Source organism: Paenibacillus sp. MMO-58, from assembly GCF_037146255.1.
Taxonomy (GTDB): domain Bacteria; phylum Bacillota; class Bacilli; order Paenibacillales; family Paenibacillaceae; genus Pristimantibacillus.
In genome coordinates this window covers 946,232-972,542 of record NZ_JBBCVY010000002.1, presented here as the reverse complement: position 1 = coordinate 972,542, position 26,311 = coordinate 946,232, and the positions used below count along the sequence as shown (strand labels likewise).

The 26,311-nt window shown below is 51.8% G+C and carries 14 protein-coding genes; 13 read left to right on the top strand and 1 reads right to left on the bottom strand.

Translation table 11 applies throughout. From position 1 onward, the window contains the following. Positions 1–9 precede the first annotated feature (9 nt). The 3 genes from WFJ73_RS10110 to WFJ73_RS10100 all read left to right on the top strand — a co-directional run bounded on the left by WFJ73_RS10110 (position 10) and on the right by WFJ73_RS10100 (position 5,944). On the top strand, positions 10–2,769 hold the full coding sequence (locus tag WFJ73_RS10110; RefSeq protein ID WP_336772897.1) for a beta-galactosidase: 2,760 nt from the start codon (positions 10–12) through the stop codon (positions 2,767–2,769). Positions 2,770–2,963: 194 nt separating this feature from the next. Then, complete coding sequence (locus WFJ73_RS10105; RefSeq protein ID WP_336772896.1) at positions 2,964–4,805, top strand: RICIN domain-containing protein; 1,842 nt, start codon at positions 2,964–2,966, stop codon at positions 4,803–4,805. Between the two features lie 107 nt (positions 4,806–4,912). Continuing rightward, positions 4,913–5,944 (top strand): LacI family DNA-binding transcriptional regulator, encoded by a 1,032-nt coding sequence (locus WFJ73_RS10100; protein WP_336772895.1) that lies wholly within the window; start codon positions 4,913–4,915, stop codon positions 5,942–5,944. A gap of 60 nt (positions 5,945–6,004) precedes the next feature. Here WFJ73_RS10100 and WFJ73_RS10095 read toward each other — a convergent pair whose 3' ends face one another. Further along, entirely contained in the window at positions 6,005–6,601 is a 597-nt protein-coding gene (locus tag WFJ73_RS10095) for a TetR/AcrR family transcriptional regulator (RefSeq protein ID WP_336772894.1), read from the bottom strand. Between the two features lie 299 nt (positions 6,602–6,900). On the opposite strand from WFJ73_RS10095, the gene WFJ73_RS10090 reads away from it, so the two are divergent. From WFJ73_RS10090 to WFJ73_RS10045, 10 genes are all read left to right on the top strand, one after another. Beyond that, positions 6,901–8,331, top strand: a complete 1,431-nt coding sequence (locus WFJ73_RS10090; protein ID WP_336773095.1) for a DHA2 family efflux MFS transporter permease subunit — start codon at positions 6,901–6,903, stop codon at positions 8,329–8,331. Between the two features lie 168 nt (positions 8,332–8,499). Further along, the gene (locus WFJ73_RS10085) at positions 8,500–10,779 is read left to right on the top strand and encodes an AraC family transcriptional regulator (RefSeq protein WP_336772893.1); all 2,280 of its coding nucleotides are present in this window, start codon (positions 8,500–8,502) and stop codon (positions 10,777–10,779) included. Between the two features lie 347 nt (positions 10,780–11,126). After that, positions 11,127–12,764, top strand: a complete 1,638-nt coding sequence (locus WFJ73_RS10080; protein ID WP_336772892.1) for an ABC transporter substrate-binding protein — start codon at positions 11,127–11,129, stop codon at positions 12,762–12,764. 73 nt (positions 12,765–12,837) lie between these two features. Next, complete coding sequence (locus tag WFJ73_RS10075; RefSeq protein WP_336772891.1) at positions 12,838–13,752, top strand: ABC transporter permease; 915 nt, start codon at positions 12,838–12,840, stop codon at positions 13,750–13,752. Positions 13,753–13,778: 26 nt separating this feature from the next. Continuing rightward, entirely contained in the window at positions 13,779–14,678 is a 900-nt protein-coding gene (locus tag WFJ73_RS10070; protein WP_336772890.1) for a carbohydrate ABC transporter permease, read from the top strand. A gap of 20 nt (positions 14,679–14,698) precedes the next feature. Continuing rightward, complete coding sequence (locus WFJ73_RS10065; protein ID WP_336772889.1) at positions 14,699–17,233, top strand: LamG-like jellyroll fold domain-containing protein; 2,535 nt, start codon at positions 14,699–14,701, stop codon at positions 17,231–17,233. 290 nt (positions 17,234–17,523) lie between these two features. Further along, on the top strand, positions 17,524–22,188 hold the full coding sequence (locus WFJ73_RS10060; protein ID WP_336772888.1) for a X2-like carbohydrate binding domain-containing protein: 4,665 nt from the start codon (positions 17,524–17,526) through the stop codon (positions 22,186–22,188). A gap of 449 nt (positions 22,189–22,637) precedes the next feature. Then, complete coding sequence (locus tag WFJ73_RS10055; protein WP_442955934.1) at positions 22,638–23,609, top strand: ABC transporter permease; 972 nt, start codon at positions 22,638–22,640, stop codon at positions 23,607–23,609. A gap of 17 nt (positions 23,610–23,626) precedes the next feature. Then, the gene (locus WFJ73_RS10050; RefSeq protein ID WP_336772887.1) at positions 23,627–24,511 is read left to right on the top strand and encodes a carbohydrate ABC transporter permease; all 885 of its coding nucleotides are present in this window, start codon (positions 23,627–23,629) and stop codon (positions 24,509–24,511) included. 168 nt (positions 24,512–24,679) lie between these two features. Then, on the top strand, positions 24,680–26,269 hold the full coding sequence (locus tag WFJ73_RS10045; protein WP_336772886.1) for an extracellular solute-binding protein: 1,590 nt from the start codon (positions 24,680–24,682) through the stop codon (positions 26,267–26,269). The last annotated feature ends 42 nt before the right edge of the window (positions 26,270–26,311 follow it).

Here is a 26,311-nt window from a genome sequence, read left to right as displayed (position 1 = left end):
GCACTTCAGATGCAGGAAACCATCGTACAAACAAATGGACTGCCGCATAAAAATACGGCGGTTCAATATAACTCATTCAGCTACAACATTAACGGAGAGCAAGTGTTCCTGAACAGCGCGGCCATTCATTATTTCCGGATGCCGAAGGAAGAATGGCGCGAGGTGCTTGTGAAGGCGAAGCTGGCCGGCATGAATTGCGTCGATACTTATTTTGCGTGGAACGTTCACGAGCCGGAAGAAGGAGAGTGGAGCTTCGAAGGCGATAACGACTGCGGCGCGTTTCTTGATCTTTGCCATGAATTGGGCCTGTGGGTCATTGCCCGTCCCGGTCCTTTTATTTGCGCGGAATGGGATTTTGGCGGATTCCCTTACTGGCTGAATACCAAGAAGGATATGAAATTCCGGGCCTTCGATAAGCAGTATCTGACCTATGTGGACCTCTACATGGACCGGATTATTCCGATTATCCGGGAGCGCGAGATTAACGCCGGCGGCTCGGTTATTCTTGTGCAGGTGGAGAACGAATACGGTTATCTGGCAAGCGACGAGGTAGCGCGTGACTATATGCTTCATCTAAGAGATTCCATGCTGGACCGGGGCGTAACGGTACCGCTTATCACTTGCGTCGGCGGCGCGGAAGGCACGGTTGAAGGAGCGAACTTCTGGTCGGGAGCGGATCATCATTATAACAATCTGGTGCAAAAGCAGCCGGATACGCCAAAGATCGTAACCGAGTTCTGGACCGGCTGGTTCGAGCATTGGGGTGCTCCTGCGGCAACGCAGAAGACGGCAGCCTTGTACGAGAAAAGAATGCTAGAATCGCTGCGGGCCGGTTTTACCGGCATCAGCCATTACATGTTCTTTGGCGGCACGAACTTTGGCGGCTACGGCGGCCGTACGGTTGGCGCCAGCGATATTTTTATGGTGACCTCTTACGACTATGATGCACCGCTTAGCGAATACGTGCGCGTGACGGATAAATATAATACCGCCAAACGGATGTCCTACTTTGTCCAAGCAACGGAAAGCCTCCTGTTAAACGCGGTTGAAGGCGCCGCGGCGCTGGCTGCTCTTCCGCAAGGCTTTTCGGCACGGGTTCGAGAGAAAGGCAATGAGCGGATCTGGTTTGTGGAGAGCTCGAAGGATGAGCGGGAAACAACCAGCATGACGCTGCCGGACGGCCGGACTATTCCGGTAACGGTTGGACCTCATGCCGTTGTACCCGTAATCGACAGACTCCAGCTTGAGCCGGGCGTTTATTTGACCTGCAATACGTATCTGATAGCCAATGAGCTGATCGATGGTCAGCATACGCTTATTGTCTATGCGGAGAACGGACAACGTTCGTATATCGAGCTGGAATCCGATCAGCCGATTCTGGTTCAGGATGACGGTGTCAGAAGACAACAGCTGGATGGCGACACAAGAGTTGCTTTTGATCTTTGCCACTTCCAGGAGGCGCAATTCGTTCAACTGACCGTTGGCGGCAAGCCTTATCGGATTGTGGTCATCAACAAAGACAGCGCGGACCGGGCTTGGCGGATTGCCGGCAAGAACGGAGTAAGCTGGGCGATTGGCTACGCCGACTTCGACCTGCTGGCGGACGGTACATTCCGAGCAGCACTTCAGGAAAGCGATGCGGAGCCGATTCATCTAGGCGACTGGGGAGCTCTTCCTGGCGGACAGCTTGCGCCATACGTGTATTTGCAAGCGCCGGTCCTGGAGGGCTGGAGCTCAGAGGCCTGCGAGCTGTCAGCGGCGCAAGGCCAGGAAGCTTCGCAGCCGAAAGCCTTCTCCGAGCTTGGTCAGCCTTATGGCCATTTGCTTTATGAATGCGACATCGATGCCGGTAATGAGAACGCAACGAATCTAGTGATCTCGAGGCTGGAAGATACGGCCAGAGTGTACGTTAACGGCAAGCAGCAGGCGCTTGTGCAAAAGGTAGGCGCAGCGGCGGTAGAAGTGCAGCTTACGCCTAATAGCAAGAACCAACTGCAAATTCTGGTGCAGAATATGGGCCGTCTCAATTTCTCGCCTTATTTGGGCGAAGCGAAGGGGATCGCCGGAGCGGTCTATGCGGACGGACAATCGGTTGACCTGCTTAGCGGCTGGAAACATGAAGACGCAACGGTCCATCTGAATGAAGTCAATTCTATTGCCGGTGGCAGTGTGATCCGCAGAACCTTTACCGTGGAAGCCGGGTTTGACCGCGCGGTTCTGGTAGGGGCGATCAGCGGACGCCTTAGCATTAACGGCAAGGAAATTACGCTGGAAGGCTATCAGGACTGGTTCCTGCATCACACGCTGGATATCTCGGAATACATTCAGGAAGGTTCCAATCTGATTGAAATGGCTTACGTAAAATCGCCGTTGCAGCGTCTGGAACTTCTCGTGTCTTCCTCGAAGAACGAGTTAAACAGATGGCGCATTGCCGATGTCCGGAAGCTTAACCGTAAGACGTTTGCGGGAGAATCCGGCGTTCCTGTATGGCATACCGTGCAATTCGATAAGCCGGTGCTTCCGGCGGATGTTAACGCCAAGCTGAAGCTGCGTTTAACCGGAATGAGCAAAGGAACGTTGTGGCTGAACGGCATCGACCTTGGTCGTTACTGGCAAGTTGGTCCTCAGGAGGATTATAAAATTCCGATGGCATGGCTGAAGGACCGCAACGAGCTTGTCCTCTTTGACGAGAATGGCGCAAGCCCGTCCAAGGTACGCCTGCTTTATGATCAAGCGTCCAGTAAGCGTTGGATTTCTATTCAATCCTAGTATTCGCGCAAAATAAATAGGTTATGAGTAACCGCTGCTTAGATGATGTGTTCAATTTTTGAATCAATCATATCGGGCAGCGGTTTTTTTTGAATTATTGTAACCGTTTGCATGAAAGGAGGTGATGCAGAAGCGTCCGTCTCACCTGAGAATCGTCAGAAGTGATGAGCAATCTCAAATAAGGAGAGGAAAACATGAAAAGGATTAAACGAATTTTGACCGGGGTCGTTGCAGGCGGTATGCTTGCGGGAAGCTTCGGAATGACTGCCTCGGCGGCAGGCTCTTACACGGCCGTTGCAGACCCGTCTTTGCAGTATCAAACGATTGAGGGCTGGGGTACCTCTTTGGCCTGGTGGGGCAAGGTAGTAGGCGGTTATTCCAACAAGGATGAATATGCGGACAAAATGTTCAGCACAACAAGCGGGATTGGCCTAAACGTTCTCCGGTACAATATCGGAGGCGGCGAGAATCCAAGCTTGAATTACCTGGAATACCGGAAGGCCGTCCCCGGCTTCCAACCGACTCAAGGCGTATACGATTGGACAGCCGATGCCAATCAGAGATATATGCTCCAAGCTGCGAAAACAAGAGGCGCCAACGTTTTTGAAGCCTTCTCCAATTCCGCTCCTTACTGGATGACCAATAGCGGCAGCGTTACCGGCGCATCGGGCGGGGCCAACAATTTAAAGACTGACTATTACGATGATTTTGCCGACTATCTGACAGAGGTCGTTAAGCATTTCCGAGACAGCTGGGGCATTACCTTCAAGACCTTAACGCCGCTGAACGAGCCGGTATCCACCTGGTGGTCGCTAGGCAACAATCAGGAAGGCATGCACTTCGACAGGGCCAATCAGGATACGATTCTGAGCCAGGTGAATGCATCCCTTGTCGCGAAAGGTCTCACGGGAACCAAGCTGAGCGCTCCGGAAGAATACAGCATAGACGATTCCGTAACCTCGTATAACAGCTACTCCAACGCGGTTAAATCGTCTCTGGCGCAGATCAACACGCATTCCTACGGCGGAGCCAACAGAGCGGCCTTCCGCAATATTGCAGCATCAAACGGGAAGACGCCTTGGGTGTCGGAGTATGGAGACGGAGATGCCAGCGGCCTGACGATGTCCCGCACGATCTTGAAGGACATCCGCAACATGGGCGTGACGGCATGGGTTTATTGGCAGGCGGTAGACAGCGCGGATGGCTGGGGCTTTTTCAAAAACGTGCTTAACAGCTCGCAGACAACAAGCTATACGGTTAACAAGAAATATTACGTCATGGGCAATTACAGCAAATTTATCCGCCCGGGCTACAAGATTATCGGGATGAGCGATGCCAATACGCTGGCCGCTTATGATTCGGCCTCGAGCAAGCTTGTGCTAGTCACAACCAACAGCGCTGCAACGGATACCTCCGTCACTTATGATCTTAGCAAATTTACGGCAACCGGTAGCTCAGCTGTTGTTTACCGGACTTCCTCTACGGAGGATTTGGCCCAGCTTTCGAATGCGGCCGTCTCGAACAAGACGTTTACCGCTACGGCCAAAGCAAGCTCGGTAACGACATACGTCATCTCGAATGTCACCTACACCGGAACAACAGGTTATCCGTCTACCGCGATCTATAAGATTGTTAACAAGAATAGCGGTATGGTGATGGATGTGAACGGAGCTTCGACGGCAAATGGCGCATCCGTCATCCAATATACGGATAACGGCGGCAACAATCAGCGCTGGAAGCTGGTCTCCGCAGGCAACGGTTATTACAAGATCCAGAATGTGAACAGCGGGCTGCTGCTGGACGTTAATCAGGGCTCTACGACAGGAGGCACCGCATTGATCCAATATCAGGATAACAACGGAAATAATCAGCAGTGGCTCCCTGTAGATGCCGGCGGATCGGTTATCCTCGTGAACCGGAACAGCGGAATGACCGCGGATGTGAATCAGGCCTCGACGGCAAGCGGGGCATCCGTTATCCAATGGTCCGATAACAACGGGACAAACCAGCAATGGACGCTGGTTAAGGTCAATTGAGATTATAGGAAGATTGGCGGATAGAGGCTGCTTAAATCCGTTTCTTTAGTAACCTAACTTTGGTATAATTTCAACTATATTAGATGTTCCAGAGGAGAACCTATCAGATGAAGCAAGTGACAGTATACGATATAGCGAAGGAAGCCAAGGTGTCCGTTGCGACCGTTTCGCGCGTACTTAACGACACCGCTCCCGTACGCGCCTCAACGCGGGAAAAGATCGAAGCGATCATGCAAAAATATCAGTTCCAGCCAAATGCAAACGCAAGGAGTCTGTTGAAGAAAGAGACGGGAATTATTGGCGTTATTTTACCGGATATTACGAACCCGTTTTTTCCTGAAGTATTCTCAGGCGCGGAGCAGGAGGGAAGGGAGTCCGGCCATACCTTTTTCCTCTGCAATACGATAGGGCTTCACGACAAGGAATCGGAGTTCCTGACCATGATGCAGGAGAAGCGGGTGGACGGCATTATGTTTATGGGCGGGCGGATTAACCTGAAGGATTGCAGCCCCGCTTTGATTCAAGAGGTCGTTGAGCATTCGCAGAAAATTCCAATGGTGCTCGTGAACGGCAATTTGAAGGATTCCGGCATTACGCGCGTCGTAACGGATGAGTATGCGGGCACTGTCCTTGCGGTTAAGCATTTAATGGAGATCGGCCATCGGAAAATCGGTTTTATAGGCGGGCAAAGCCATATGTCGACTACAGCGGTCAAGATCCGGGCCTATAAGAAGACTTTGAAGGATGCCGGCCTTGCCGTGCGGGAAGACTGGATTCTGCCGGACAGCTTCTCCGTTGATTCCGGACGGACGCAAATGGAGGCTTTATTGCAATTGAAAGACCGTCCGACGGCGGTATGCTGCGTCAATGATTTTACGGCAATCGGCGCGATCAAGGCGGCAGTTGAGCAGGGACTTCGCGTGCCGGAGGATATCTCGATCGTTGGATTCGACGATATTCCGCTGGCCCATCACGTTATTCCCGAGCTGACAACCGTATCGCAGCAGGCGAATAGCCTAGGACGGACGGCGGTGCGGGTGCTCCGCGATCTGATGAATAAGGAAAAAGTGAAAAAAGTATACTCCCTTGAGCCGGAGCTTATTGTCAGACAAAGCACTAAGCCTTATGGGGATAAATAAACCGTGAAAAAAAATCGCCTTCACCTGTGTGTAACGTTTCCAGGGTGAGGGCGATTTATTTTATTCTTTCGGATCCTGCAGCGTACGGAGCAGGAAGAACTGCTTGGCGAGAAACACCGGGGTATAAGGCATGTCCGCGCGCAGCCACGATACTATGGTGCCGATTAAGGCAGCGGAGCTGTACCATACCGCAATATCCTTCTGAATATTGGCTTTCGCCACAAAAGAATCATTTCCCCGTTTGTCGATGCCGTCCGAGATCAGCTTGGTCAACAGCCGCAATAACCGCTCGGTAAAGATCGTCGTACGGTGAGAGGCTAGAATGATTTTGTAAAATTTCGCATGCTCCGCGATATGCTCAAGCAGCTTTACAAGCATCGTTGTATTGATGACCTCCGGCGAGTCTGATTTTACAGTCGAGCGGTCTAGCACCTGGTTAATATCTTCGATCATGTCATCCGCCATTTTTTCCAGCATATCCGGGATGTCTTTATAATGAAGGTAAAAGGTGACGCGGTTGATCGTAGCGCGCTCCGCAAGCTTGTTAACGGAAATTTTCTCGATATCCATTTCCTCAAGCAGATCGATAAAGGCATCTCGCAGCAGCTGGCGTGTCCGCAAAATACGCGGATCCGTCCGGGTGGTTGTTTTGTCCATCCTTTTTCTCCTTTCTTTTCTTTAGTAATAAATGTCCTAGTAATAAACTACAATTTCGTTTTTGATTGTATTATTTTCTTTACAAATGCTACATAAAATCAATTTCTGTAAACTAATTTACACTTTTGACTGGAATCGTCGCTTGTAAAAGGGGCGGCTCGAGCTATAATTTAATTTATACAATGTTCACTATACGACACATTGTAAATTTAGTCTAGAGACAAGAAAGAAGGATGGAGTGGTTGAGTAAAGGTTTACAAGCAGACAGTTCTGTCAAAAAGGGGCCAATTCTATTTGTTATGATTTTGGGCGCCTTTATTGCGACGCTGAATCAGACGATTATGAGCGTAGCAGGCCCTGAGTTAATGAAAGATTTTAGCATCTCGGCTACTACGGTCCAATGGCTGACGACCGGCTACATGCTGGTTAACGGTATTTTAATTCCGATTACCGCCTTTTTGATGCAAAGATTTACGACGCGGGAGCTGTTCCAGACGTCGATGATTTTATTCCTGGCGGGTACGATTGTATCTGCGCTTGCATCGGATTTTAACGTATTGCTTATCGGACGCTTGATTCAAGCGGCTGGTGCCGGTATTATTATGCCGCTTCTAATGACCGTTATTTTGACCTTGTTCCCGCCCGAGAAGCGGGGCGGCGCAATGGGGATGGTTGGTTTCGCCATTATTTTCGCACCGGCGATTGGTCCTACGCTTGCCGGCTGGGTGCTCGAGAACTTTAAATGGGAAATGATGTTTTACGGCATGATTCCACTTGCTGTTATTGTTATCATTTGCGGATTTGTCTTCCTTACGAATGTTTCGGAACGTTCGTATCCTAAAATCGATGTGATTAGCGTTATCTTGTCCACGGTCGGTTTTGGCGCTTTGCTGTACGGCTTCAGCCGCGCGGGCAGCGCGGGATGGGAAAGCGCGGAAGTACTTATTACGATTATCTGCGGTTTTATCGCTCTGGTGCTGTTCGTATGGCGTCAGCTCATTTCCGAGAATCCGCTGCTTGATCTGCGTGCCTTCAAGTACAATATGTACAGCTTAACGACGTTTATCAACATTGCGATCACGATGATTATGTATGCGGATATGATGCTGCTTCCGCTTTATCTGCAAAACGCACGCGGTTATACCGCGATGGAATCGGGTCTGCTTCTTCTTCCCGGCGCGCTTATCATGGGCTTCCTGATGCCTGTTACAGGCAGACTGTTTGATAAATTCGGCGCCAAATGGCTGTCCATTGCCGGTATGGTTATTGTTATCGTGACAACTCTCGGTTTCATTAATCTGACGGATACGACCAGCTACACTTATCTGGTTCTGATGTCGACCGGCCGCCGTATCGGTATGGCCCTTCTGATGATGCCTGTCCAGACAGCAGGCCTTAATCAATTGCCTAACCGTCTGAACGCTCACGGCACGGCGATTTCCAATACGATTAGACAGGTAGCTGGTGCGGTTGGTACATCGCTTCTCGTTACGATTCTGACTACGCAAACCAAGTCTCATCTGCAGGATGCGATGGCATCCGGAGCTACCGGGGATCAACAGCAGATGATTACGAATGCGACAATCAGCGGGATGAACGATGCTTATCTGGTTATCGTCGGAATCGGCGTCATTGGTCTCATTCTGACCTTCTTCATTAAACGCGTTGCGCAGGCGTCTGACGAGAAACAGACCAGCGCGGCAGCCAAGAAAGTAGCCGTTGAAGGCTAATACGCAATAACAAGGAGAGCTGCCGGAAGGCAGCTCTTTTTATATGTAAAATCACGACATTTTGCTGCTTAGGGCTGTAGTCTGCCATTGCCTCGGGTGGTATAATAAAGCAGTTATTGAGACTTTTCCCATCCGTTGAGGTTGGCAAGGGCGAAAGGTGGCATTGCGATGAAAAGAAGCCGTATGAATCTGCTGATCCAGCATCTCGTCTCCTACTTTCTGGTGCTGCTGTTCCCGCTGCTGATTATTCTGGTCTACTACTATCCGAACTCGACGGCGGTCGTCAAGCAGAAGGAGATGGACTGGAATACGCATCTTACGGAGCAGGTAAAGACATCGATGGATACGTTTACCCGATATGTGTACAATTTGCCGTTCGAGCTGCTGAAGAACCGGGAAATCAAATTGTACAACGCCGAAGACATGGATTATCAACGCGTGCAAATTGCAAACGAAATGCGGAAATATAACGCCACAGACGGCTTTATCGACAACACCCTGCTTTATATTGAAAGTATGGGTTATTTATTCGCCAAAACAGGAAGCGCTTACAGTGAAGGCGACTTCGGCAAACCGGGCATCGGGTATTACTACAAAGATTGGCCAAATATGTTTAATGAACTGAACCATTTGAAGGGGACGTTAGTGCGACCGGTAGAGGATGTCGTTATTCCGGGCAGCAATCATGTCCGCATGCTTACCTTTGCCCTGCCGCTTCCGATTGGCGGCTACGAAACCCCGGGTGCGGTGCTTATTATGGTCCGCGAGGATACGATTATCCGGATGCTGAACTCGATGTCGGAGATGTACAGCGGAGACTTTTTTATTTTGGATGGAGAGGGCCGTCCTCTGCTCACTTCCAGCAAAGGCTCGTATATTCCAATGAACGAAGTGCAGAGCTTCCTGACCGGTCTTGATAAGAGTGGCAAGGGAGCAGGCTTTTACGAGAAAGGCGGCAGCTCCTATATTATCTCGCATACCGTTTCGGACAAGAACGGATGGCAGTATGTCAGCGTCCTGCCTGTAACCGAGATGCTGCAGGGTATTCAGACGATCCAGCGCAATACGGTTCTTTTGATAGGGATAATGCTGCTGCTCGAATTTCTTATTATTTATGTGGCTATCCGCCGGAACTATCAGCCCATCAAGCGGATTGTGGATTTTGCCTCCAATCTGTTCGAGCCTGGCGGCAGGAAGCCTATGAATGAATTCGAGATGATCCGCTTCGCCCTTGGCGAGCTGGTATCGGTGAACAGCTCCCTTGATGCCAGAGTGAAGCAGACGATGCCGGTTCTTCGGGATCATATGCTGCTGGAACTCGTAACCGGGAAAACAGGCAATGACGAGGCCTTTATGGGGCAGGCCGCTGCTTACGGCATTGCTTTTCCGCATGAAGCGGTGGCCGTTGCCGTTCTGTCGATCGAATCCCCGAAGAGCGATGAAGGGACGGATTGCCGGGCAGCGGAGTACTTAAGAGCAATAGAAGCTTCGCAGCCAAGCGAAAGCACAGGGTATTTTCTGAAGAGCATCTACAGTCACGAAATGATTTACGTCTGCTCTCATGAGGCGGGCTTTGCGATTAAGCCATTTCTGGCGGATACCGGAAGGGAGCTGGAAGAGCGGACAGGAGCGAAGGTCTGTATCGGCATAGGAACCTCAAGCAAGCCTGACCGGGCAGAAGCTATTCATGTTGCCTACCTGCAGGCGGTCCGGGCAACGGAGCATCTTCAGCTGCGCGGGGGCAGTCCGGTTATCGTATTCGATGAGCTGGAAGTGCCCAAATCCGGTTCCGTTTCCTATTACGCGGAGCTGCTGCAATCACTGGAGCTGGCTATTCTGAAAAATGATTCCGGAGCCGTACGTTCCATTACGGACCGTATTATCTGCCAGATGAGCAGCGCGGGAATGCCGCCTCATATGGTCCGAAGCGTCTATATTAACACGGTTAGCGCCTTGCTTAACGGGCTGCAGCGATTCAGTCCGGAGGACGATGTCCTGCTCCGGCTTACGGATACGGCTTACCAGTTCCGGTATACGGTGGAGCAGATGGCCCATATTATCCGGGATAGCTGCGAGCGGCTATGCCTCATGATCCAGAACACCTTGCCGCCTGTCCGAAATGCTTCCCAGGACGAGATTACGCGGTTTATCGAGCAAAGGGGGCTTAACCCCGATTTTTCTCTTCAGCTGATTGCGGACCATTTTGCCATGTCGGGGTCCAACTTCAGCCATCACTTCAAGAAAACAATGGGCCAGAACTTTAAAGAATACATCGATTTATTCCGCATTCAAACCTCTATTCAGCTGCTGAGAACGACGAACCAGACCTTGGACGGCGTTGCCCAGCAAACGGGCTTCTCCAACACATCAAGCTTTATCCGCTGCTTCAAAAAAATCGTAGGCACGACACCCGGTCAATACCGGGAGACGCATAAGCTCATTTCCTAAAATGCTGCATATGCATCGCGGGCAAGCCTGCCGAATCGTTCGGCAGGCTTTGTTGTTGCTCTGGAAATAAAACGGCCTCTCTTTTAGCCACGGATCACCCTTTTGCGCATGGCAAGCGGCATTTTTTGAACATCCACAATAATTGAATAGGCAAAAATTGAAGCGTTTTCAGAGAAAGATAGTTAAACGCTTTCAAAAAATGCCAACCGTTCGAAAACTGTCCGTATACGGCATATCGCCATACCGATTAGTGTGGATGTACCGGGCGACGGCGCCTCGGTGCGGCGCATCGGCTTCTGTTCTGATGCGGCTGCCATCTAAATTAATTGAATTGAGGGGGCAATTACATGCGGAAAAAAGTAGTCAGCATCATCACCGTCATGCTTGCTGCAACGACCATTATGTCAGCGTGCAGCAGCTCGAATTCGGGCGGAAACAGTGGCGGAAGCAATACGGGGAGCAGTCCTTCGGTAGACAGCTCCGCCGGCAGCGGCGGCAATAGCGGCAAGAAAGTAAAGCTTACGGCGATTATGACCAAGCACGCTCTGACGAAACCGCTTAAGGATATGGAATGGCTGCAGCAGGTGGAGGAAAAGGCCGGCGTTGAGATTGACTGGCAGGAAATTACGGCCGACTGGGATCAGAAGAAAGGAACGTTGCTGGCAAGCGGAGATGTTCCCGATCTCTTTATTGGTCCTAATGTCATTACGGATGCGGATATGGCGCAATTCCAAGGACTGTTCCAGGATCTGTCGGGCATGCTGGATCAGCTGCCTAACGTTCAGGCGATGTTTGATGCGAAGCCGGAGACGAAGAAAATCGCCGAGCAGCAGGATGGCAAAATTTACGGCCTTCCGAAATATCAGCGGTACTGGCCTTCCACGGCTACCCGCCAATACATTAATCAGAAATGGCTGGATAACCTGGGCCTCCAAATGCCAACAACGTGGGATGAGCTGTACGATGTGCTCGTAGCGTTCAAAGAAAAAGACGCTAACGGCAACGGAGATCCAAACGATGAAATCCCCATGGACTGGCCGGGCGGAATCGGCGGCTATTTCAATCCGGCTTATATGCTCGGCGGAGAAGGCATAACGCTGACGGACGGCAGCCCGCAAGGTTATTTCGTCGAGGACGGCGTCGTGAAGAACTATTTGATCGATGATCGATACAAACAGCTGGTTGTTTTCTTGAACAAGCTTTATAAAGCCGGCCTTATTAATCCGGAAGTATTCACGCACGATTATACGAAATACCAGTCCGTTGCCCGCGGCGAAGGGGATACGGCGAAGGTTGGCTTTACGATGGGCTGGGTCGCTTCCGACCGCTTTGGCGAGCAGCTTGCGCCACAGTATATCTCGATGTCGCCGCTTAAGGCTACGCCTGGCAGCAATGTGTCATGGAGCTATGATTACAACTCCTTGAACTACGGGGTTAATCAGCTTGTCGTATCGGCCAAATCGAAAAACAAAGACGCGGTCATGCGTTTTATTAACGAGCTGTATGCGCCGGATATGGGCATGCAGGTTCTGTTCGGATCCCTTGGACCAAACATTAAGGATAACGGCGACGGAAGCTACAGCGTGCTGCCGCCGGCAGATTCCAAGATGGACCCCGGCACTTGGAAATGGACGTCCACCATGGCGGATAACGGAGCGTTCTATATTCCGGATTCGCTTCAGCTGACGCTAGGCAAGGATATGCAGGAGGTCCTGGAGCAATCGAAGCCGATTGACGCGATTCAAATCGACGTGGATAACGATGTGTTCCCTACCTTTCTTAAATATTCGAGCGCCGATAACAGCACAATGGGCCTAAACAACACCAATGTCATGAACCTGGCCAACACGAATTTCGCGAAATGGGTAACAAAAGGCGGCGTTGAAGGAGAATGGGACAGCTATGTGAAGGAAAGCGAAAAAGCAGGTTTGAAGCAAAATCTTGAAATTATGCAGAAATACTACGACGAATATAAGAAGCAATAACTAGCTGCGGAAGCCGGCATGCGGCGCTTGATGCGGTATGCCGGCTTCCGGATGGCAAAGGAGGTTATCGCCGATGCGATTATTGGGAGGGGGACTTCAGGCCCTAAGGCGGGATTATCAGCTGTGGATTATGATTGCGCCCGCTATTGCCGTTGTCCTGATCTTTAACTATATACCGATGTATGGCATTCAGCTTGCTTTCAAGGATTTCGATTTTACGAAAGGCTTGACCGGCGGCGCGTGGAGGGGCATCGATTATTTCAAGCAGTTCATTGACAGCTATCTGTTCACCGATCTGATGCGCAACACGTTCCTCATCAGCTTGGCGACTATTATCGTCGGGTTTCCGGCGCCTATTATTCTAGCATTAATTCTGAACCAGATCCGTCGCAAGCGGTTTAAAAATGTGATGCAGACGACGGTTTATCTGCCGCATTTTATATCGATTATCGTTCTTGTCGGCATGATGAACGTCTTGATGTCGCCGGAGACCGGCGTTGTTGGCCATATGATGAAGGGGCTAGGGCTTGGCCATATCAATCTGATTGCCTCTACGAATACCTTTATCCCTGTCTATGTCCTGTCGGATATTTGGCAGCATTGCGGCTGGAACAGCATTATTTATTTGGCTGCCCTGTCTACCGTTGACCCGCAGCTCTACGATTCCGCCAAGATTGACGGGGCGAGCAGAATGAAGATGGTCCGGTATGTCGATCTTCCGGCGCTTGTTCCTACGATTATTATTTTGTTCATTCTTAGCATGGGCAACATCCTAAGCACGGGCTTCGAGAAAATTTTTCTGATGCAAAACTCTCTGAACCTGCCGGTCTCGGAGGTTATCGCTACTTACGTCTACAAAATCGGCATTGTGTCCAACCAGTTCAGTTATGCTTCCGCGATAGGATTGTTTAATACGCTGATCAACTTTGTATTCCTGTTTGCGATGAATGCCGCTTCCAAGAAAATGTCCAATACAAGCCTGTATTAATCCGGAAAAGGAAGGAGGATGGTTATATGGCGCTCAAGGGCATGAAAGGGAGTGAACTCGCCTTTCATATTGCGCTTTATACGTTATGCGCGGTTATATTTGTCATTATCTTATATCCGCTCTATTTCATCGTGATTGCCTCGTTTAGCGATTCAACGCTTGTGTCGACGGGGAAGGTGCTTTTTTTTCCGAAGGGCACCAGCCTATTTGGATATAAGGAGATTTTCCAGGACAGCCGGGTTTGGACCGGATACCGGAATACGTTGTTCTACACCTTGTTCGGAACACTGGTCAACATGCTGTTTACAATGCCGGCCGCTTACGTGCTGTCTCGGAAGGAGTTTAAAGCGAGACGGCCGATTATGTTCCTCTTTGTCGTCACGATGTTTTTTAACGGCGGTCTGATCCCGACCTACCTGCTCATGAAGGATCTTCATATTACGAACACGTTCTGGGTATTTATTCTGCCGTTTTGCGTGAATATCTTCTATCTCATTATTGCCCGTACGTTCTTTGAGACCGCGCTGCCCGCGGAGCTTTACGAGGCGGCGGTGATGGACGGCTGCTCGCATTTTATGTATTTCGCCAAGGTTGCTCTGCCGCTCTCCAAAGCTCTGATTTCGGTGATCGGGTTATATTACCTGGTCGGACACTGGAATGATTTCTTTACCGGTCTGATCTATATCCGGGACAACAATCTTCAGCCGCTGCAAATCGTGCTAAGGGATATTTTGCTGTCCAACCAGGTATTCCAGAACGGAGCGGGTACGGGCGGCGGCGCGGCTTCGGGCGGTTATGCCCAGCGTTATGCCGACCAGATCAAATACGGCGTTATTATCGTTTCGTCTCTGCCGATTCTGATGCTGTACCCGTTCCTGCAAAAATATTTCGAGAAAGGGGTCATGATCGGTTCCGTAAAAGGATGATTCCATAAGGGGAGAGGAGCATGTATGAATCTATGAAATGGAAAAAGCTTGTTATGCTTATGCTGGTTTTGACATTAACCATGCCGCTTACCGCAATGGGAAGCGGAGAGGGTGGCAATAAGCCAGGCTCCGGCGCTGTGCCGGCGGATCCGGCTTTCACCAATGTGTCCGTACACGACCCTTCCATCGTCCGGGACGGAGATACGTATTATGTGTTTGGCTCCCATATCGAAGCGGCCAAGTCTACCGATCTGATGAGATGGAAGACCTTTACCAACGGATATACAACACCTAATAACGTCTTATACGGTAATCTCTCGCAAAATCTTGCCGCTTCCTTCAAATGGGCGGGCGAGAATGACTCCGACAGCAAAGGCGGCTTTTCCGTCTGGGCGCCGGATGTATTCTGGAATGCCGGCTACCGCAACGGGGACGGTACAACAGGCGCTTATATGCTCTATTATTGCACGTCTTCGACGTATATCCGTTCGGCGATCGGCTTTGCCGTTTCCCAAAATATCGAGGGTCCGTATACGTATGTGGATACGCTTGTGTATTCCGGCTTCACGGCCAATGAAGCTTATGATACCAACAGCGTCATAAACAAAAAGTGGACCAATACCAACATTCCGCAGTTAATCTCGGCAGGCAAGCTGAGCGGCGAGAGCGATAAGTGGTTCAATACGGACGGAACGTTCGCCAATATCGACTACCCGAATGCCATTGACCCGCAGCTGATGTTCGACAAGAGCGGTAAGCTATGGATGTCCTATGGCTCTTGGTCAGGCGGCATCTTCACCCTGCAGATTGATCCGGCGACCGGCAAAGCCATTTATCCGGGCAAGGATTCGGTAACGAAGGACGGCCGGCCGGTAGACCGTTATTTCGGCACCAAGATCGCGGGCGGTTATTACAAATCCGGCGAGGGGCCTTACATGGTCTATAACAAAGATACGGACTACTACTATTTGTTTGAAACCATTGGCTGGCTGGGCGCGGACGGCGGTTATAACATGAGGCTGTACCGTTCGAAAAATCCACTGGGCCCATTCGTGGATGCGGCGGGCAAAAGCGCGGTGCTTGCGGAAGATACCGACAACTCGGCAGTTGGCAATAAGTTGATGGGCAACTTCCTGTTCAAGCGCGAAGTAGGAGACCCGGGAACCGGGATCGGTTACGGCTATGTATCGCCGGGACATAATTCCTTCTACCAGGATCCGAAGACAGGCAAAATGTTTCTCGTCTTCCATTCCAGATTCCCGCAAAAAGGCGAGGTCCACGAGGTTCGAGTCCATCAAATGTTTATGAACAAGGACGGCTGGCTCGTAACCGCGCCATACCGTTATTCGGGAGAATCTCTGGAGAAGGTGAACCGCCAGGATCTGATCGGCGAATATAAGTTTATTAACCACGGCAAAGGAACAACGGCCGATATGGTAGAGTCGAGCTATATTACGCTAAGCAAGAATAACAAAGTATCGGGTGATGAGGACGGTACATGGAAAACTACCGGCCATAACGATGTCGAGCTGACCTTGGACGGCAAGACGTACAAAGGCGTATTCGTTAAGGGCTGGGATCCGATGTCCGAATCGTTTGTAATGACTTTTACGGCGATGTCGAGTGACGGGGTTGCGATCTGGGGCAGCAAGCAGGAGGAGAAGACGGACTCGCGGATTGTTCAGGATGTGCTGGCGGATTTAACTGTGGGAGATACAAGCCGCGTGATTGCGAATTTGAATCTTCCTTTGGAAGGGGCACGCCATGCCTCCATTGCTTGGACGTCCAGTAATCCGGCCGTGGTATCTTCCGAGGGCGTTGTAACCCGGCCGCCTTCCGGCTCGCTTGCGGCGACGGTAACTTTAACGGCGGTTGTTACGAAGGGGACGGTATCGGAAGCAAAAAGCTTCGCTTTAACGGTCCTTCCTTACACGGACGCATCGATGGTTGCGAAGTACTCGTTCGAAAACAATGTAAGCGACTCGACCGGCAGCTTTGGTGCCGGGTCGGTTACCGGGAACCGGATCGATAATACGGGAGGTACGTTGTCTTATTCGGCAGGCGTGGTTGGCCAGGCCGCCGTGTTCGATGGCAATTCCGGCGTACGGCTGCCTAACAAGTTGATCGACAGCAATCAATATTCGGTATCGCTTTGGGTGAAGCCCGATCAGCTGACGACGTATACGACAACCTTTTTTGGTGCCAAGGATGGCTTTAACTGGGTGAGTCTGGTGCCAAAAGGTCCGGTCCGCGACAATACGATGGTATGGTCCGGAAGCGGCGTCTGGTACGACGGTATTGCGGGACTGACGATTCCAACCGGTGAATGGACGCATCTGGCGTATTCCGTCGATAACGGTACCTTGACCGTCTATGTGAATGGCGTACAGAAATTCAGCGGCTCGAACTTCCCGGACATTTTTACCGGAACGGACTCGGTCTTCAGCCTTGGCGTGAACTGGTGGGATGCACCGTTCAAAGGTCAGCTCGATGAGCTGCAGGTGTTTGAAGGGGCTTTAAATCCGGTTCAAGCAGCGGAATTGGCGAATCGATAAAACAATTGCAAACGGGACGATGCGGGTTTGGGCTCCGCGCCGTCCCGTTTGCGTTATTTTCCCCTAATCGACCGGCGTACAGGAGGAATTGTCCATTAAAAGGCGATTTGTACCCCCGAAATCGGGAATAAGGTACGCTAAACGACCAAGATGTACCTACCTTCCCAAGCGGGGGACCGCTACAATCGGTTGTACGGTAAGCGTTTTCATAATAGGACCGCATTGGAGAGCAACTCTACATAACATGCGGGCAGCGCTGCCGAATAACTTGGGTAAAGGGGATGCAAAGATTGAGCGTTAACGCAAAACGCCGGAACAGGGCGTGGATGGGGATACTGCTGGTAGTCGCCGTCCTGGCGCAAATCGGATTCATTCCACCGCGGACGAACGTCGCGGAGGCAGCCGACAACGGTTTGGCGCAGAAGCCTTACATGGGCTGGAGCAGCTACAGCATGCAGGTGTACGACGGACCGTCGGGCAACTGGATCTCGGAAGATAAAATCAAGCTGATGTCCGATACCATGCACGAGAAGCTGCAGGCACATGGCTATGAATACATTAATATCGACGCGGGCTGGAACGGCAGCATGGACGAATACGGGCGGCCGATTCCGAGCACGGAGAAATATCCGAACGGATTCAAGAACCTTATCGACTACGTACATGCCAATGGACAGAAGGTCGGCATCTATATGATCCCGGGGATATCGCCGGATGCGGTTGAACGCGACCTGCCTATCTATGGAGCTCCGGGATGCACAATCGGCGACATCGTCGTCAGGCCTTTCAAATACGGCGATTATTGGAATCTTGGCTACAAGATCGATTTCAGTAATCCATGCGCGCAAAAATGGGTCGACTCCGTTGCCGATCTGGTCGCGTCGTGGGGCGTCGACTTCGTGAAGTTCGACAGCGTGACGCCGGGCTCCGGCCATAACGACGAGAGCATCGATGCGCGCGGAGACGTTAAAGCGTGGTCCGAGGCGTTAAGCAAGCATGGCATCTGGCTGGAGCTGAGCTGGGCGCTTGATCACAACTACGTCGATTATTGGAAGAAATACGCCAACGGCTGGCGTATCGATTGGGACGTCGAGGCGTACGATCCGAATATCGGCATGACGCAATGGGCCAACATCGCGAGGCTGTTCCCTGGCGCGGCGCTTTGGTGGCGCGACGCCGGACCTGGCGGCTGGAACGACTTCGATTCCCTGAACGTCGGCAACGGCGAAACGTCGGGCTTGACGAAGGACGAACGACAGACGGCAGCTACACTGTGGGCCGCTTCGGCAGCGCAATTTTATACCGGGGACGATTTGACCAATCTGGATGATTACGGCTTATCCCTCTACACGAACGATGAGGTAATCGCCGTCAACCAAGCGGGTCATCCGATTCATCCGGTATCGATGGATACCGATCAGCAAGCCTGGTACGCCAATAACGGTGACGGCACGTATACGGTGGCGTTGTTTAATCTTGGCAGTAAAGGCGCCAAGGTTGGCGTAAAGTGGAGCGATATCGGCCTAAGCGGCACCGGTTCGATTCGCGATCTGTGGAGCCATAAGGAAATGGGCAGCTCGGCGACCGGCATTGATCCGTTATTCCTCGAGCCGCACGCATCGCGCCTGTTTAAGGTGACGGTGCAAAACGGTACCTCGATCGTTAACGATGACGATACCGGCATGAAATATACGGGGGAATGGACGCGTAACGGCGGCAACGAGCTTGTGCGCGACGCACAGGACTTGTCCGTTGTCATCACGGACTCTTCGGGTTCGGCTGGTAGCTCCGGCGGGGACTCGGATACTGGCTCGGGCGGCGCTTCTGGTGCCGGCGACGGTTCATCGGGTTCGGGAGACGCTGCGTCTTCTTCCTATACGGTTACGATCAACGATGATGACCCGGCAATAGCTTACGCCAATAAATGGGGCCACAGCACCGGCCGATCCTTCGGCGATTACATGGGCGACGTGCATTACGGCGAGCCGGATGGCTCGGAGCCGGAGTTAACGTACACGTTCCAGGGTACGGGAATTGAGCTGTTGTCGGAGCAAAGCACCAGCAGCGGCAAGATTGATATCTATATCGACGGAGTATTCCAATCGACGGTTGATTCCTACGGCAACGACCAGGTCGGTCAGCATTCCGTATTCAACGTGGCGGATTTGCCGCAAGGCACGCATACGCTGAAGGCAGTCAGGAATGCCGGCGGCCAATATTACTTCCTTTTTGATGCGTTCAAAGTCACGGCGGATACGCTGCTCGGCAGCCCTTCGGCGACAAGCTTCAATAAGGATGCGCCGGCTGACATTACGGTTCCGCTGCAACTAGGCAAGAGCTCGTTGACTGGCGTAAGAAACGGTGCATCGGCCCTGCAGCAAGGGACTGACTATACGGTGTCTGACGGCGCCGTGACGATCAAATCGTCCTATCTGGCGCAGCAGGCTTCCGGTCAAGCTGCGGCACTCAGCTTCCAATTTGCGGGAGGAGCCGCACAGACGTTATCCATTGCCGTTAGCGGCACTTCGATCAGCCCGGTATCGGCTTCGTTCGATAAGCGTCCAGGCGCTCAAGCAGATCTTGCGGTTACGCTGACGCTTGGCGACTCTAACGAGCTGACCGGCGTTAAGAACGGCGCAAATGCCTTGACCGAAGGAACGGATTATACGGTTGACGGCAACGTTGTCCGCATCGCTAAATCCTATTTGGCATCGCTGCCGGTCGGGGACGCAAGCTTGTCGTTCGAATTCTCGAGCAGCGACCCAAGAACGCTTGCGCTTACCGTTATTAATTCGGCTTCGCCTGGCCGTTACGTCTTCGTAAACAACGACGACCCGGGCATCCGTTATACGGGCAGCTGGAACCGCAGCAGCGGCCGCGGTCTCGGCGACTACAAGGATGACGTTCAATGGACGGAGAACAACGATTCCTTCTTCACGTATACGTTCCAAGGTACAGGGATCGACTATATTACCGAGGTTGACGAAGGCCAAGGCAATGTCGAAATCTTCATCGATGGGGTCAGCCAGGGCAATGTAAGCACGTACGAAGCGGGTGCGCACAACGCTCCGCAGCGGACCGTGTACACGGTTCGCGGCTTGACGAACGGCTTCCATACAATTAAAGCCGTAAAGAAATCAGGAAAATTCATGCTGCTCGACGCGCTGCGCGTACAGCTGCCGGACCTGATCGATGTCTCCTCGACGGACTTCGCGAAGAATGCACCGGCTGACGTTAGCGTTAATCTGCTGGCAAGTCCGGACAGTCTGAATGGCATATATAACGGGGGAGCGGCACTTGTTCGCGGCACCGATTATACGGTTGAAGATGATGTGCTGACGATCAAGCAGCAGTACCTGGCCGCTCAGCCCGTTGGCACAACGAAGCTGACGCTCCGCTTCCGGGGTGATTATGGCGACGACGCGCATGCGTCCGCGGCGGAAGGAGCAGCCTTCTCCTATACGTTTAAAGGCACCGGCATCGAGCTGCTGTCGCCGGTTGGACCAAAGCAAGGCGAGATGGAAGTCTATATTGACGGCGAGCTGAAGAAGACGGTTAATGCTTATGCGGACAGCCGCGACTCGCAAGTAAGCCTGTACAGCATCTCGGGCTTGACCGCTGGTTTGCATACGATCCGCGTCGTTAATAAGTCCGGTGAGCTGATGCTTGCTGACGCCCTGCGGTTTACCGCAGCGGAAGCAAGCGTGCCGCCGGTATCCGGAGGTGGAGGTAATGTAACTCCGCCGGTAGAGCCTGCTTCGCCAAAAGTGGTTCGCACGACACAGCCTGACGGCACGGTGCGGGATGAGCTGACGCTTGCCGCCACGGAAGCGAAGGCGCTGATTGATGCACGTAAAGCATCGGGAGCAAGCGCCTTGAAGCTGGTGGTACCGGATTCGAAAGGCAAAGCGGCAGAGACCGGCGTGAAGCTGGATGCGGAAGCGGTCAAACAGCTCGCAGCTAGCGGACTTGATCTGGATATTGACGTATCCGGCGCGAAGATCCATGTGCCTAATGCCGTATTGAAAAACGCAAATACGGAAGTACACTTCGTCATTGCGCCGGTTAACGAACAGAAGGGCCAGCTCGAACGCCGCGCCAATCTGTCGACGGTTGTTTCCTCAGCCGTCAAGGACAGCAAAATAACACTGATCGGCATTCCGGCGGATATTGACACAAATCTGCCGGAAGGTGAGACAACGCTTGTGCTGCCGCTTCCTGCGGGAGACTGGAGCTCCGAAGCGCTCTCGCATATCGGCGTCTACATCGAGCATAGCGATGGTACGGTCGAATACAAGCAAGGCACTGTTGTTGATATGAACGGCGGCAAGGGGATTGAGTTCAAGAACTCGAAGTTCAGTACGTTTGCACTTGTGAAGCTGGGCGAGACTTCGGGATCCGCTCCGGCAGCGTACATGAATGGCTTCGAAGGCAATCTGTTTAAGCCGGAGAAGGCGATTACCCGCGCGGAGATGGCGACCATTCTGTCGCGTATTGCGAAGGACGCCTCGGTAGGAGAAGATAGCCGCGCTTATAGCGACGTCAAGCAAGGGTACTGGGCAGCGGATGCAATCCGCAAAGCTACGGCAGCCGGTTTGATGAACGGTTATACGGACGGTACGTTCCGTCCGGAGAAGGCGATTACGCGTGCCGAGATGGCACAGCTCGCCGTACGTCTGGCCGGTGGCGGCTCCAAGCTAGGGGCCGGCTTCGCGGATACGACCGGTCACTGGGCGGAGCAAGCGGTGAAAGCCGCCGAAGGAGCCGGTTACATGAAAGGTTACGCCGACGGCACGTTCCGGCCGGATCGCACGCTGTCTCGCGCCGAAGCCGTTGTGGTAATCAATCGCTCTCTGGGCATTAGCCCATCCAGCAGCGGAGCTTCATCCTGGAAGGACGTCCCGGCAAGCTATTGGGCATCCGGCGACATTGAAGCGGCATCTATCCAAAAATAAATTATAAAAGCAAAAGAAGAAGCATCGCTATCCGTTTACCGGAAGGCGATGCTTTTTTCGCGTAGGAGCTGGCATAGCGTAACACGGTTGTTTGTTGTTGTTCGAATTCGCTTAACGGGTCCCTTTTTGAGATTACGTTTGATTCAATCCATTAGAATTGCCGGTTTAGAAGCTGTATCCATGATACAGCTTCTTTCCCATAAGCTCACCTCAACTCGACTGGAATAACACGCAGTTCCACTATAGGTGCCCGAAAAGGGGAGAAGAATCGTACAATTTTGCCCGTTTTGACGGGACCTTCTACTATTTTGACGGGTTTGCATTATCTTGATTTACGCTTGCGGCAAGGCTTTGTAAGGGCTTTCTCAAAAATGTCCGATTGGCGGAAAGGCGAGGGAGGTTTAATAATGAGGTCATGCGATGCAACCAATACTTGGAGGTGACCTCAAATGAAGCAGGCGGCTGCTCCCAGCCAAGCAGAACGGATGCAGGCGACAACCATTCATGCAAAAACACGACCTAACGTGCTGGCGAGACTCAAGAAAGACAAGTGGCTGTACTTGCTTTTAACTCCAGGCCTGTTATATTTCATTATTTTCAAATACGTACCCATGTGGGGCGTACTGCTGGCGTTCAAAAACTATCAGCCTTTCCTTGGCTTCTGGAAGAGCGATTGGGTAGGACTGGAGCATTTCCGGGTGTTCTTCACGAATCCCGAATTTTTCATGTTGCTGCGAAACACTTTAGTACTTTCCTTGTACAATCTGGTGTTTTACTTCCCGGCACCTATTATATTAGCTCTTCTATTAAACGAGCTGAGGCTGGCTTTCTTCAAAAGAATCGTACAAACCTTGATCTACATCCCGCATTTTATATCGCTTGTTATCGTAGCCAGCTTGACGTATGTCTTTCTGACGACCGAAGGCGGTGTGATTAACGAGTTCCTATTCAAGTATACGGGTGCCAAAATCGATTTTCTCGCCAGTCCGGACTGGTTCAGGCCTATGATTATTATGCAGACGATCTGGAAGGAAACCGGATTCGGTACGATTATTTTTCTGGCGGCGCTTGCAGGAGTAGATGTCGAGCAATACGAAGCGGCGATTACGGACGGGGCGAACCGGTGGCGGCAACTGTGGCATATTACGCTTCCGTCGATCCGGAGCACGATTATTATTTTGCTGATTCTGCGGATGGGCGATGTGCTGGATAACGGCTTCGAGCAGATCTTCCTGATGCTGAACCCGCTCAACCGGGAGTCTGCCGAAGTGTTCGATACCTATGTCTATATGATGGGGATCACGCAAGGGGCGTTCAGCTATAGTACGGCCGTAGGCTTGTTCAAGGCGGTTATTGGCGTCACGCTTGTGCTTGGAGCGAACTGGCTGGCTAAACGGTTTGGACAATCCGGTATCTATTAGGAGAGGAGGAATCACGCGTGGCAAAACAATATAGAAGCGCGTCCGGGACCGCATTCGATATAACGAACGTGATTCTGCTCAGCGTCATCAGCCTGCTGGCCGTGCTGCCTTTTATCTACATCATAGCGGGATCCTTCGCATCGGATGCGGAATTAACGAAGAGAGCCGTGTTCCTCATTCCGAAGACGTTCACCACCGCGGCTTACCAATTTATTTTCTCAACCGATACGATTCTGCAAAGCATTAAGGTATCTCTCTATGTAACGGTAGTGGGCACGGCAGTAAATCTGTTCTTTACGGTGACGATGGCTTATGCCTTGTCCAAGCGTAATCTGATGGGGCGAAATACGGTGCTTAACCTGATCGTATTCTCGATGCTGTTCGGCGGAGGACTTATTCCGACTTACCTGGTTGTCCGCGATCTTCATTTGCTAGATTCCTTTTGGGCCTTGATGCTTCCCGGCGCGATCAGCGCTTTTAACTTGATAATCGTGAAAAACTTCTTCCAGGAGCTGCCCGCCGAGCTGGAGGAAGCGGCTAGGATTGACGGCTGCACCGAGCTCGGGCTGCTGTGGAAAATCGTCCTGCCGCTTTCGATGCCGGTGCTTGCGACCTTTACGCTGTTTTACGCGGTTGGGCATTGGAACAATTTCTATTCCGCCCTGCTGTACATCAACGATCCGCAGAAATGGCCGCTGCAGGTTATGCTCAGACAAATCGTGCTGCTCTCGCAGACGGCCGCCGGCGACCTGAATTCGATGGATCCAAACTTTGTCGCACCGCCGGATCAATCGATCAAGATGGCCGTTATCGTCATTGGCACCATTCCGATTCTGCTCGTCTATCCGTTCCTTCAGAAGCATTTCGCCAAAGGGGTCTTGATCGGCTCGGTCAAGGGGTAATACGGATTGCGATATAGTATTTAATTAAGCCAATGCTTACGAAGTAAAATTTGTTTCACAAATTTTTAAGCTGTTCCTTACGAAGTAAAATTTGTTTCACAAATTTTTAAGCTGTTTCTTACGAAGTAAAATTTGTTTCACAAATTTTTTGAGGAGGCATCAGTAAAGATGAACAAAAAGACGCAGAAATGGGTAGCAACGGCAGCTCTCGGAACATTGGCCATGACAGCGATTGCCGGCTGCAGCGGCAACAAAGAAGAACCTTCCAAGCCGGAAGAATCGGCAGGCGCGACGGCAACTGCCGCAGCCACAACCGAGGCAGCCGCCGAGAAGCCGCTGGACATCAGCATCATGCTGCCCATCTTCAAGACGAACTTTCCTAAAGACGACGGACCCGTTGTGACGGAGATCGAGAAGAAGACCAATACGAACATTCATCTCGAATGGGTGCCTAACGCCTCCTACGGAGATAAATTCAACATTACTCTTGCTTCAACGAAGCTTCCCGAAATTATATACGTACCAAGCTCGAAGGATCCCAGCTTTGTTAATGCCGTGCGTTCAGGCGCTTTCTGGGAGCTTGGCCCTTATCTGAAGGACTATCCGAACCTTAGCCAAGCGAATGAGGTTATCATGAACAACTCCTCGATCGATGGCAAAAACTACGGCATCTACCGCGGACGCGCCCTTGGCCGCAACGGGATTGTCTACCGCAAGGATTGGCTGGAAGCGGTTGGCCTTCAGCAGCCGAAGACGGTCGATGATTTCTATAACATGCTGAAGGCGTTTAAGGAGAAGGATCCGGACAAGAACGGCAAGGACGATACGTACGGCATGGTGCTTGTAAAATGGACCGGCGGCTGGGCAAGCGCCTTCGATACAATCAAGCTGTGGTTCGGCGCGCCAAACAAATGGGGCATTGCAGACGGCAAGCTGGTGCCGGAGCATCAGACGCCTGAATATTTGGAAGCTCTTAAATTTATGAAAAAGCTGTACGACGAGAAGCTGATCAACCAGGATTTTGCGGTATTCGATTCCGCGAAATGGGTAGATCCGATCGTTAACGGCCAGGCCGGCGTTATTGTTGACGTAACGGACACGGCCGGACGAATTGAAGATAAGATTCACGCGGCGCTTGCCAAGGAAAACAAAGATAATCCGGATGCCCAATACATGGACAATATGATTGGCGTAACGGGAGCGGACGGCAAGCTGAAGGCGCTGCCGACATCGGGCTTCGCAGGCTTGCTGGCGATTCCGAAAGGGACGGTCAAGACGGAAGAAGAGCTGAAGCGCGTGCTTAAATTCCTGGATCAAATGAACGATGACGATCTGACGACACTGGCCGGATTCGGTATTGAGGGCAAGCATTATACGCTGGACGGAGAATTTATCGTGCCTACCAAGGATGCTGCCCTGCTGGAATCCGAGGTGGAAGGCCTTAACCAGATGCTGCCGTTCATCCCGGCAGGCCGCGGCCGCGTCGTGCAGCAAACGCCGCTTCGTCTGCAAACGACGGAAATTCAGAAGGAAGCCGAGCAATACATTGTTGCCAACCCGGCTGAGCCGTTTATCTCCGACGTTTACTCGCAGAAGGGCCAGCAGCTGGATAACATTATCAACGATGCGCGCATCAAGTTTATCGTCGGGCAAACCGATGAAGCGGGGCTGATGGCGGCCTTCGAGACATGGAAGAAATCCGGCGGCGACGATCTGGTGAAAGAAATGAACGAGCTGTACGCAGCCTCCGCGAAATAGAGTAAGCAGGCCATTAGCACCCATCAAAAATTCCTTCGGGAG

Excerpts from the sequence above, each read along its gene's own strand:
- WFJ73_RS10070 (WP_336772890.1), top strand. The coding sequence starts at position 13,779 with ATGGCGCTCAAGGGCATGAAAGGGAGTGAACTCGCCTTTCATATTGCG.
- WFJ73_RS10105 (WP_336772896.1), top strand. The coding sequence starts at position 2,964 with ATGAAAAGGATTAAACGAATTTTGACCGGGGTCGTTGCAGGCGGTATG.
- WFJ73_RS10075 (WP_336772891.1), top strand. The coding sequence starts at position 12,838 with ATGCGATTATTGGGAGGGGGACTTCAGGCCCTAAGGCGGGATTATCAG.
- WFJ73_RS10080 (WP_336772892.1), top strand. The coding sequence starts at position 11,127 with ATGCGGAAAAAAGTAGTCAGCATCATCACCGTCATGCTTGCTGCAACG.
- WFJ73_RS10110 (WP_336772897.1), top strand. The coding sequence starts at position 10 with ATGCAGGAAACCATCGTACAAACAAATGGACTGCCGCATAAAAATACG.
- WFJ73_RS10055 (WP_442955934.1), top strand. The coding sequence starts at position 22,638 with ATGAAGCAGGCGGCTGCTCCCAGCCAAGCAGAACGGATGCAGGCGACA.
- WFJ73_RS10100 (WP_336772895.1), top strand. The coding sequence starts at position 4,913 with ATGAAGCAAGTGACAGTATACGATATAGCGAAGGAAGCCAAGGTGTCC.
- WFJ73_RS10095 (WP_336772894.1), bottom strand. The coding sequence starts at position 6,601 with ATGGACAAAACAACCACCCGGACGGATCCGCGTATTTTGCGGACACGC.
- WFJ73_RS10090 (WP_336773095.1), top strand. The coding sequence starts at position 6,901 with ATGATTTTGGGCGCCTTTATTGCGACGCTGAATCAGACGATTATGAGC.
- WFJ73_RS10085 (WP_336772893.1), top strand. The coding sequence starts at position 8,500 with ATGAAAAGAAGCCGTATGAATCTGCTGATCCAGCATCTCGTCTCCTAC.
- WFJ73_RS10045 (WP_336772886.1), top strand. The coding sequence starts at position 24,680 with ATGAACAAAAAGACGCAGAAATGGGTAGCAACGGCAGCTCTCGGAACA.
- WFJ73_RS10065 (WP_336772889.1), top strand. The coding sequence starts at position 14,699 with ATGTATGAATCTATGAAATGGAAAAAGCTTGTTATGCTTATGCTGGTT.